Here is a 10,000-nt window from a genome sequence, read left to right as displayed (position 1 = left end):
CCTGCCGGTGTTTCGCCATCCACCTTTGGAGGACGAGATTGCGCGCCTGCTGGCCTCGCTGCGGCAGTTTCCGGATCGCTGCCACCTCGTTGGGGCCTACGCTCTGGGCAAGTGTCAGCGTGTCATCTGCGCCCTGCGCGCGGCGGGCTATGTCGAAACCCTCTATCTGCACGGCGCCATGCAGCGATTGTGCGACCTTTATCAATCGCTTGGGGTCGATCTGGGGCCATTGGAGCCGGTGACGGCGGAAAACGCCCGGACTTTGGCCGGAAAGATTGTCCTGTGTCCGCCCTCGGCGCTCAAGGACCGCTGGTCACGGCGACTGCCGGAGGTACTGACGGCGGCAGCCTCCGGCTGGATGCGCATACGGGCGCGCGCCAAACAGAAGGGCGTCGAACTGCCGCTGGTGATTTCCGACCATGCCGATTGGGACGAACTGATCCAGACCCTGAGAGATGTCGGTGCGCCGGAGGTGTGGGTGACGCATGGCCGCGACGACGCGCTGGTGCATCAGACGACACAGATGGGTCTGAAGGCCCGCGCCCTGCACCTGATCGGCTACGAGGATGACGCGGAATGAAAGCCTTCTCCCGTCTGCTGGAAAGCCTCTATTACGAGCCATCGACACTGGGCAAGACGCGGCTGCTGCTCGACTATCTGCGCACCACGCCCGATCCCGACCGCGGCTATGCGGTGGCGATCATTGCTGGCGACCTGTCCCTGCCCAATTTCCGGCGCGCAATGGTGCTGGAGCTGATCCGCGCGCGGGTCGATCCAACGCTTCTGACCCTCAGCCACGACTATGTCGGCGAACTGTCGGAAACCGTCGCCCATCTGTGGCCCGCGCCGGAATCCGAACAGGGCGACCTGCCGCCGCTGGCTGAGGTGGTTGAGGCCTTGCGCCATACGCCCAAGGCGCAACTGCCCGACTATGTGGCGGGGTTGCTCGATCGGATGACCTCACCCGAACGCTGGGCTTTGCTCAAGATCGGGGCCGGGGCGCTGCGCATAGGTGTGTCGGCGCGCCTGCTCAAGCAGGTGCTGGCGAAATTCGGTGATCAGCCGGTCGAGCGCATCGAGAGCCTGTGGCACGGCATAGACCCACCCTATCAACCGTTGTTTGACTGGCTGGAAGGGCGGAAGGCGGAACCGGTCGTCAGCGAGCGCCTGACCTTTACGCCGGTCATGCTGGCCCATCCGCTGGAGGTCAGGGACCACGCCCTGATTACGCCCGACACCTATGCCGCCGAATGGAAGTATGACGGCATCCGCGTGCAGATCGTGCATTCGGGCATCGGTCGCGCCCTGTTTACGCGGACGGGTGACGATATTTCCGGGTCGTTTCCGGACGTTCTGGCGCATCTGAATTTTCATGCGGTGCTCGACGGCGAACTGCTGGTGCAGCGCGGCGAAGAGACGGGGACGTTCAACGATCTGCAACAGCGGCTGGGGCGCAAAGCCCCTTCGGCAAAATATATGGCCGACTATCCGGCGGCGATTGTCGCCTATGATGTGCTGTTTCTGGAGGGCGAGGATGTGCGCGCCTGCCCCTATGACCAGCGCCGCGCCCTGTTGCAGGCCGCCCTTGAGCGCCACCACCCCGACGGCATCCGTTTGTCGCCGCAACTGCCCTATGGCGATTTTGCCGAACTGGAAGCCTTGCGCGCCAGCGTCGATAACGCCTCGGTCATCGAAGGGCTGATGCTGAAACGCCGCGACAGCGCCTATGTCGCCGGGCGACCGACGGGGCCGTGGTACAAGTGGAAGATCAACCCCAAACTGGTCGATGCGGTGCTGATGTACGCGCAGCGCGGATCGGGCAAGCGGTCGAGCTTCTATTCGGACTTCACCTTCGGTCTGTGGTCCGGCAATCAGCTCCTGCCCATCGGCAAGGCCTATTTTGGCTTTACCGACGCCGAGTTGAGGGAACTCGACAAATGGGTGCGCCACAACACGCTCAACAGCTTCGGGCCGGTGCGCGAAGTGAAGAAAGAACTGGTGTTCGAAGTGGCCTTTGATGCGGTCAACCGGTCCAAACGCCACAAGTCCGGCTTCGCCCTGCGCTTCCCGCGCATCAGCCGCATCCGCTGGGACAAGCCGGCGCAGGAGGCGGATCATCTGAGCGTTCTCGAACCTCTGGCGGGTACAGGCTGAGGCTTGCCGTGGGTTTCATTTGATGAGACTGTGGGGCGTTACTCAGGGGGTTCCGCATGGCAGGTATTGATCTTTACGCACCGCGTCCGGCAAAGGCGCGCCGCACCTGGACGTGGGCGGCGATTGTGCTCACGATCCTCTTTATCATTCTGGGGCAGATCCCCGTCGTAATCGCGATGACGTGGCTGAAACTGCCTTTAGAGACGGGTATCGACTGGCGCGCCGACGCGCTGATGCTGGTGTTTTTTGCGCCGATCGCCCTGATCTTTTTCCTCTGGACCTTTCTGTTCGAGCGGCGAGGGATCGCCGCGCTCGGCTTCAACCGGGACGGTCTGAAACGCTATCTGAGGGGGTTGGTGATCGGCTTCGGCTTTGCTGCTGCGGCCATTGGCGGTATCTGGCTGGCCGGGGGATACACGATCGAAAGTCTCGGCGCGTGGGGTAAGCCCGGTCTGATGACCTTTGTGCCCATCGCCGCCATCTTTGCGGGCTTTATGGTGCAGGGGGCGACCGAAGAGATTGCCATGCGGGGCTATCTGATGCAGGTCGTGGCGTCACGTCACGGTATCTACTGGGGCATAGGCATCAGCATGCTGGTCTTCTCCCTGCTGCACGCGGCCAATATTGCGCCGTCGAAGGAACTTTTCCTCGGCCTGACCAATATCATTCTGGTCGGCATCTTTTTTAGCCTTTATGCCATTCAGGAACGCTCGCTGTGGGGCGTCTGCGCGTGGCACAGCGCATGGAACTTCCTTCTGGGGGCCGGGTTCGGCGTCGAAGTCAGCGGTCAGAACCTTGATGTCGTGCCGCTGGTCACCGATCTCAAATCGACAGATGCCGCCTGGTGGATTACCGGCGGCAAGTTCGGCCCGGAAGGCAGCCTTATCACGTCTGTCGTCCTGATCGCCGGGATTGCCTATCTGGTGTGGAAGGGCGCGCTGAGGCCGCAGGCGGCGCTCCCCGAACACGCCTGAATGCAAAGTTTTGGGGCTAGAGCGGATTTCGTACAGGTTGAATCGAAATCTCGCTCTAACATTTTGTTTTGTCGCGCACTTGAATCCGAAAACCGTTGCACACTTTTGGCTTCGCCGAACTTCGTTTCGGAATGCGCTTTAATCGAGGACCAGATCGCCCGAAAAAGACGCCGGCCGGGGTTTGCGCGCCTGATCCGCGGGCACCTCTGCAATCTGGGACAGATAGGCGTGCCGATCCGTCGCGGTCAACCAGTTGAAGGCATACGAATAGCTGGTGAAACGGCACAGGGTCTCATTGGGAAAGCCGGGCAGCGGTGCCGCGACGTGCCAGCGCGGGCACCTGACCGGCGAAACCAGCGCCACATGGGCATAGCAGCTATGGCGACCGCGCACGGCCTGCCAGCGTTTAGCCAGGGTAGTGACGTGTTCGGCGCCGAAATCGCGGTCATAGCGCCGCATATCGACCAGCCGGTGATAAAGCCACGGCCGTTCCACGCGCTTAAGCGACAGGAAAAACTGCTCGATAAGGTCTTCCGGCGACAGGGTGCCGACCGGACGCAGGACCATTACGCGCAGATCGCTGTGCGCCATGAAGATCAGCCTGTCTTTGTCTGTGAGCTGGCCCATCCTGTCCTCCGCGTTATAAGCTAACACGGAAAGGTTTACCAAATCACAACTGACGGTCGCGACCCAAAAGCGCTGCCGCTAACGCTGAAATCGCGGCTCGCTCGCAAAAACAGGTGTGCATAAAGATCGCGCACCGCTTTTTAGACGGGCCTCTCTTTTCGTATGGACTTAAGCTTGCCAAAATGGCGTGCTTCGCTGCGCATGATTCGTAAAGGCGCAACTACAGGATTTTTAAGGTCATGGTGGAAGACAACGAACGCGGCACCTACACGCCGCCGACCGAGGATCATCTGAGCTACGACAGCCGTCGTCCAGCGCCGAAGCGGGATCAGACCCCGATCACCCTGATCGCGTCGTTTATCGTGCTGGTGGTGCTGCTGCTGGCGGTCGTGCTGTTCTATAATTCGGGCCTGAATACGCGTAAGGTCAGCGATGTCGGCGACCCGCTGACGGCCTATAAGGACGGCAATATCGAGGAGGCCAAGCCGCTGAGCGATGAGGACCTGCTCGATCCCTCGGTCAATCAGGAAGCGCATGCCTCAGGCACCGCGCCGGTCTTTGCCAATGATACCGAGGCCCCGCAGGCCCGCGAAGCCGCTTCGGCGGCGGCACCGGCAGCCCCCAGCGCTAATGAGAACCTGCTGCCGCCGGCCACCCAGCCGACGCAACCGACACAGCCTGCGCCCGCAGCCGCCAAGCCCGCGCAACCGGCCCCTGTGGCCACGAAACCCGCCGAACCGGTCAAGACCGCAGAGGCCAAGCCCGAACCGAAACCCTTTGTGGCTACGACCTCCGGCGGCGCATCTGTGCAGATCGGCGCCTTCTCGTCGCAGGCTATCGCTGACCGCGAATTTGCCGCCCTGGCCTCGTCCTACGGCCTGTTCGTCGGTGGCACGCGCAAGGTGGTCGAAAAGGTCGATCGCGACGGATCGACTTTTTACAGAACCTCCTTTAGCGGCTTTGCCTCCAAGGATAAGGCGCAGCAGTTCTGCAACGCGCTAAAATCGGCGGGCAAGACCTGTTTCGTAAAGTAAGAGTCCGGTAAAACATGCTGAACATCAAACAGAAAGCCAAGGTTTCCGCCGCCATCTATGGCTGTGCCGGGCTTGAGCTGACCGCCGCTGAACAGGCGTTTTTTGCCGCTAAAAAGCCGCTGGGCTTCATCCTGTTCAAGCGCAATATCGACACACCGGAGCAGGTCCGCGCTCTGATCAATGCGCTGAAAGCCGCAGCCGGGCACCCCGATGTGCTGATCCTGGTCGATCAGGAAGGCGGCCGCGTGCAGCGTTTCAAAGCCCCGCACTGGCCGTCCTATCCGCCCGCCGCCGCCTATGAGGCCGTGGCCAATTCGCCGTTTGAACAGCGTGAATACGTCCGGATGGGGGCGCAACTGATGGCGCATGACCTGCGCGCCCTGGGCGTCAATGTCGATTGCGCGCCGGTTCTCGACGTGCCGCAGGCGGGCACGCACGATGTGGTCGGGGACCGCGCCTATGGCCTGACCGCTGAGACTGTGGCCGTCATGGGCCGGGCCGCCGCCGAAGGCTTTCTGGCCGGTGGCGTGCTGCCGGTGATCAAACACGCGCCCGGTCACGGCCGCGCTCAGGTCGATTCGCATCACGAACTGCCGGTCGTCAAGGCGCGTCGTGATGAGCTGGAAAAGATCGATTTTCTCCCCTTTGCCGTCAATGCTGACATGCCTTTGGCGATGACGGCACACGTCGTTTACACGGCGCTCGACCGCCGCAACCCGGCCACCACCTCCAAAAAGGTGATCAAGGTCATCCGCGAAGAGATTGGCTTTGACGGCCTGCTGCTCAGCGACGACATCGGCATGGGCGCGCTGAAAGGACCCGTCGGGGCGCGGGCGCGCGCGTCTCTTAGGGCTGGTTGCGACATCGTCCTGCATTGCAGCGGCGACCTTGAGGAAATGAAGGCTGTGTCGGTCTTCGTGCCAACCATTCGCGGCAAGGTTCAGCAGCGCCTTGAACGCGCGCTCCTGCGCCTCAAGCACAAGGTCGAGCCGCTGAACGTCGAAGAGGCGCGTGGCCGCCTTCAGGTGCTGCTGCACCGTCCGGTCACCGTGCGCGAAGAGTACGAGGATTTCGTCGATCCGACCGCCTATCAGGAGGTCTATTAAGTCGTGAACGGGCGCGCGGGCGCTTTGCCGGGTCTTGAGAACGAGGTGTTTCAGCACCGCCTCGATTTCACGGCCGATGCCGCGCCCGCACCGGAAATCGAGGCCGACGACGCCCTTCTGCTTGATCTTGATGGCTACGAAGGCCCCCTGCACGTGCTGCTGGAACTGGCGCGACAGCAGAAGGTGGATCTGCTGAAAATCTCGATCACGCGGCTGGCCGAGCAGTATCTGGCCTTCATTCAGCAGGCACGACGCCTGCGTTTTTCGCTGGCCGCCGACTATCTGGTCATGGCCTCGTGGCTGGCCTATCTCAAATCGCGTCTGCTGCTGCCGGTGCCCGAACGCAAGAAAAGCGATGAGCCGGAACCGGAAGAACTGGCCACCGCGCTGGCCTTTCGCCTGAAAAAGCTGGAGGCGATCCGCAAGGCGGTGGAGGCCATCACCTCGCGGCCTCAGCTCAAACGCGATGTGTTTGCGCGCGGTGACCCGCAGGCCACAGTCATCCTGCCGTCGTCGCGGCTGGATGTGTCGCTGTTCGACCTGATGGGGGCCTATGTTACCCAGAGGCAGCGCGAAATCGCCCGCCATTACGACCCGACTATGCGCGTCGAGGCCTTCCCGCTGGAGGACGCCCGCGACCATCTGCGCGATGTGCTGCCGCAACTGTCGGACTGGACGCCGCTCGATGAGATTGCGCCGCAGCCGGTGGGTGAGGGCGGTCCGCGCCGCGCGTCTTACGTTGCCTCGACCCTTTCGGCCGGGCTGGAACTGACCAAGGAGGGCCTGATGCAGGTGCAGCAACTGGGCACGTTCGACACGCTTTACCTGCGCCGCCGCCCGCCGCTGATGGAGGGACGATGACCCCCGATTTGTCTGCCAAACTCGATATCGAACGCGCCATTGAGGCCCTGTTGTTTGCCGCCGCCGCCCCCCTGTCGGCGGCCGATCTGGCGCGGCGTCTGCCCGAAGGGGCGGATGTCGGTAAGGCTTTGGCGGCATTGAAGGCGCGTTACGCCGACCGGGGTGTGACGCTGGAAGTCGTCGCCGACAAATGGCAGTTTCGCACCGCGCCCGACCTCGGCTACCTGATGGTCGAAGAACGCGAAGAACCGCGCCGTCTGTCGAAGGCTGCCTTGGAGACTCTGGCCATCATTGCCTATCACCAGCCGGTCACGCGGGCGGAGATCGAGACGATTCGCGGCGTCGGCCTGTCGCGCGGCACGCTGGACGTGTTGCATGAGATGAATCTGATCCGCCTGCGCGGGCGCCGACGCTCGCCGGGCCGCCCGGTCACCTACGGCACGACCGAGCACTTCCTGGAGGTGTTTTCCCTGCCCAGCCTGCACGACCTGCCCGGCGCGGCAGATATGCGCGCCGCCGGTCTGCTCGATCTCAATGTCCCCGCCGATTTCGTCATCCCCGAACCCGGCGGCGCGCGGGAAGCCGAAGACCCCATCGGCCTTGAGGAGATGGAACAGGTCGAGTTTGCACAGGATTTCTTTGAAAGCGCCGACGGCGAACGCGATTAGACGGTTAAATTGGGCTTATTTTCGCTTTGATGTACGCCTACAATACGCCTATAAGAGAGCAATACTTGTATCCCGAAGATGCGCCGCCGCAAGGCAGCGCCGCGCGTATGGAGATCTGACATGGGTAGCATGAGCATCTGGCACTGGGCCATCGTCGCGGTTGTCGCGCTGCTGCTGTTTGGCGGCCGTGGCAAGCTGTCGGGCCTGATGGGCGATGCCGCCAAGGGCATCAAGGCGTTCAAGGACGGCCTCAAGGACGAGGACGCCAAGAAGGACGAAGCCAAGCCCGAAACGGCCAAGACCGTCACCGACAAGGACGCGGCCTAAGCCTTTTTCGTTATTTTCTGCGTGACCGCCTCTAACTGAAAAGGGGCGGTTGCTTTTTCATGTTCTGACCCTAAGGCGTAATTTGAATGCTGCCCGGTATTGGGGGCTCTGAGCTCGTACTCATTGCGGTGGTGGCCCTGATTGTGGTGGGGCCCAAGGATTTGCCGAAGCTGTTGCGGCAACTGGGTCGCTTTGTGGCCAAGATGCGCTCCATGGCCGACGAATTCCGCACTTCTTTTGACGACATGGCGCGTCAGTCGGAACTTGACGATCTGCGCAAGGAGGTTGAGGCGCTGCGCTCCGGTAATGTGACCTCGCCGGTCATCGACGACATCCGCGAAGACATGCGGCGCATCGAAGGCGAGATCAACGACGCCATCCCGCCCAAGGGCCACTATTACAGCGACAGCGTTGATGTGCCGTCGCCCGATGCCTACGATCATGGCCACACCCCGGCGGATTTCGGCAAGCCGTCCCTGACCGATGAGCCTGACGTGCCCAACCCGGCGGCGGACCCTGCGGCAACGGAGCCAGCCCCAAAGCCGCGCAAGCCGCGCGCGAAGAAAACCGCAGAAGCCCCTGAAAACGCACCGGTTGTGGCCGAAACCGAAGTGAATGCGCCCAAACCGAAACGCAGCCGCGCCAAAAAGACGACTGAGACTCTCCCGTCATGAACGATCTGGTGACCAAAGACGACCTCCATCCGGACGAGGCCGAAATCGAGGCGTCGCGCGCGCCGCTGATGGACCACCTGATCGAGCTGCGCTCGCGCCTGATCTGGATGGTCGTGGCCTTTGTGGCGGCCTTTCTGCTGTGCTTTGGCTTCGCAGAGCCCATCTACATCTTCCTGACCCATCCTTATGAGATGGCCAACCGCATGTTCGAGGCGTCGCGCGCCCACGGTGGCCACGGGGCGGGACCGTTCGATCTGATCGAGATTATTCTGGGCCTCAAAGAGGTGCCGCAGGCCAAGAACAGCGTGGCGCTGATCACCACGGCCCCGCTGGAATTCCTGTTCACCAAGATGAAAATGGCGGGCTTTGGTGCGGTGATCCTCAGCTTCCCGGTGATCGCCTGGCACCTCTATCGCTTCGTGGCCCCTGGCCTCTATAAGCGCGAGCGCATGGCCTTTTTGCCGTTCCTGATCGCCGCGCCTGTGCTGTTCGTTCTGGGCGCGCTGCTCGTCTATTTCATCATCCTGCCGATGGTGCTGTGGTTCAGCTTGAGCCAGCAGATTCTGGGGGCAGGGGCCGTGACCGTGCAACTGATGCCCAAGGTGTCGGAATATCTGTCGCTGGTCACCACCCTGATGCTGGCCTTCGGGGCCTGTTTTCAGTTGCCGATTGTCCTGACGCTTCTGGGTCTGACCGGTATGGTGTCGTCGAAAATGCTGTCGTCGGGCCGGCGTTACGCCATTCTGGGGATCGTGGTCGTCGCCGCCGTGGTCACGCCGCCGGACCCCATTTCGCAACTCATGCTCGCCATCCCCATCGTGCTCTTGTACGAAATCTCGATCCTGTGCGTGCGGATGATCGAATGGCGGCGTAAAGAGCCGTCGATCGTAAGCTGATTTTGACAGGCTAGGGCGGGCATGGCATTAACCCCACCGTCTTTTTAGCTATCGCTAAAAATCCCATCGTTGGCGAAAGCTGTTCTTTCGCTTCACTACACCCCTAAAATCAGGGGGTTGGGATTCTAACTTAAAGTTCCTCCCCTGATTTCAGGGGAGGGTGGCGCGCAGCGCCGGGTGGGGTTAAACACCTCACGCTCGATTCTAGGGACTGCTCCATGCACGATATCAAAGCCTTACGCGAAACACCTGAAGCCTATGTCAAGGGCTGGTCGTCTCGCGGTAATCACTCGCCGGAAGCGAAGGTGGTGGCTGAGGAGAATGTGCAGAAGCTGCTGACGCTGGACAAAAACCTCCGCGCCGCCAAGACGGCGTTCGAGACCAATCAGGCGCAGTTGAAGAAGCTGTCCGGCGAAATCGGCAAGGCCAAGGCGCAGAAGGACGAGGCGCGGGCCGCGGAACTGATGACCGAGGTCGAGGGCCTGAAAGGCGCGATTGCCGAGGCACAGGAGACCGAGCGTCAGACCGAAGAGGAATTGCGCACCCTTCTGGCCTCGCTGCCCAATATCCCGTTTGAGGACGTGCCGCTGGGCGAAGACGAAGGCGGCAATGTCGAAATCCGCCGCCACGGCGCGCCGAATATCCTTAGCTTTCCGGCTAAGGACCACGCCGATCTGGG

General features: G+C 61.9%; 10 protein-coding genes and 2 pseudogenes. 11 read left to right on the top strand and 1 reads right to left on the bottom strand.

Annotated features, from left to right (window positions below; translation table 11 throughout):
• The 3 genes and pseudogenes from LDL37_RS10125 to LDL37_RS10115 form a co-directional block, all read left to right on the top strand.
• Positions 1–580: pseudogene (locus LDL37_RS10125) on the top strand (DNA ligase-associated DEXH box helicase); the annotation flags it as partial.
• Positions 577–2,154 carry a cisplatin damage response ATP-dependent DNA ligase gene (locus LDL37_RS10120; protein WP_290797591.1) on the top strand — a complete coding sequence of 526 codons (1,578 nt, stop codon included), beginning with the start codon at positions 577–579 and terminating at the stop codon, positions 2,152–2,154. The pseudogene LDL37_RS10125 and the gene LDL37_RS10120, both read left to right, overlap by 4 nt.
• Positions 2,155–2,210: 56 nt before the next feature.
• Positions 2,211–3,128 (top strand): type II CAAX endopeptidase family protein, encoded by a 918-nt coding sequence (locus tag LDL37_RS10115; RefSeq protein ID WP_290797588.1) that lies wholly within the window; start codon positions 2,211–2,213, stop codon positions 3,126–3,128.
• Between the two features lie 138 nt (positions 3,129–3,266).
• Here the strand turns inward: LDL37_RS10115 and LDL37_RS10110 are convergent, their stop codons facing one another.
• A complete protein-coding gene (locus LDL37_RS10110) occupies positions 3,267–3,755 on the bottom strand; it encodes a hypothetical protein (protein WP_290797585.1) in 489 nt (162 codons plus the stop codon).
• A 239-nt stretch (positions 3,756–3,994) separates the two neighbouring features.
• Between LDL37_RS10110 and LDL37_RS10105 the strand changes: the two genes are divergently transcribed.
• The 8 genes and pseudogenes from LDL37_RS10105 to LDL37_RS10070 form a co-directional block, all read left to right on the top strand.
• Positions 3,995–4,789, top strand: a complete 795-nt coding sequence (locus tag LDL37_RS10105; protein ID WP_290797582.1) for an SPOR domain-containing protein — start codon at positions 3,995–3,997, stop codon at positions 4,787–4,789.
• Positions 4,790–4,803: 14 nt separating this feature from the next.
• The gene (nagZ, locus tag LDL37_RS10100; RefSeq protein WP_290797580.1) at positions 4,804–5,895 is read left to right on the top strand and encodes a beta-N-acetylhexosaminidase; all 1,092 of its coding nucleotides are present in this window, start codon (positions 4,804–4,806) and stop codon (positions 5,893–5,895) included.
• Between the two features lie 3 nt (positions 5,896–5,898).
• Positions 5,899–6,756, top strand: a complete 858-nt coding sequence (locus LDL37_RS10095) for a ScpA family protein (protein WP_290797578.1) — start codon at positions 5,899–5,901, stop codon at positions 6,754–6,756.
• Entirely contained in the window at positions 6,753–7,424 is a 672-nt protein-coding gene (gene scpB / locus LDL37_RS10090) for an SMC-Scp complex subunit ScpB (protein ID WP_290797575.1), read from the top strand. Before LDL37_RS10095 ends, scpB begins: the two co-directional genes overlap by 4 nt.
• Positions 7,425–7,544: 120 nt before the next feature.
• The gene (locus LDL37_RS10085; RefSeq protein ID WP_290797573.1) at positions 7,545–7,751 is read left to right on the top strand and encodes a twin-arginine translocase TatA/TatE family subunit; all 207 of its coding nucleotides are present in this window, start codon (positions 7,545–7,547) and stop codon (positions 7,749–7,751) included.
• An 86-nt stretch (positions 7,752–7,837) separates the two neighbouring features.
• The gene (tatB, locus tag LDL37_RS10080; protein ID WP_290797570.1) at positions 7,838–8,425 is read left to right on the top strand and encodes a Sec-independent protein translocase protein TatB; all 588 of its coding nucleotides are present in this window, start codon (positions 7,838–7,840) and stop codon (positions 8,423–8,425) included.
• Positions 8,422–9,321 (top strand): twin-arginine translocase subunit TatC, encoded by a 900-nt coding sequence (tatC, locus tag LDL37_RS10075; protein ID WP_290797567.1) that lies wholly within the window; start codon positions 8,422–8,424, stop codon positions 9,319–9,321. Before tatB ends, tatC begins: the two co-directional genes overlap by 4 nt.
• Before the next feature lie 218 nt (positions 9,322–9,539).
• Positions 9,540–10,000, top strand: a pseudogene (locus LDL37_RS10070) (serine--tRNA ligase); the annotation flags it as partial.

This window comes from Asticcacaulis sp. (assembly GCF_020217185.1).
In the GTDB taxonomy this organism is placed as follows: domain Bacteria; phylum Pseudomonadota; class Alphaproteobacteria; order Caulobacterales; family Caulobacteraceae; genus Asticcacaulis.
The sequence above is the reverse complement of the archived record's forward strand: the minus strand, read 5'-3'. Positions and strand labels throughout refer to the sequence as shown.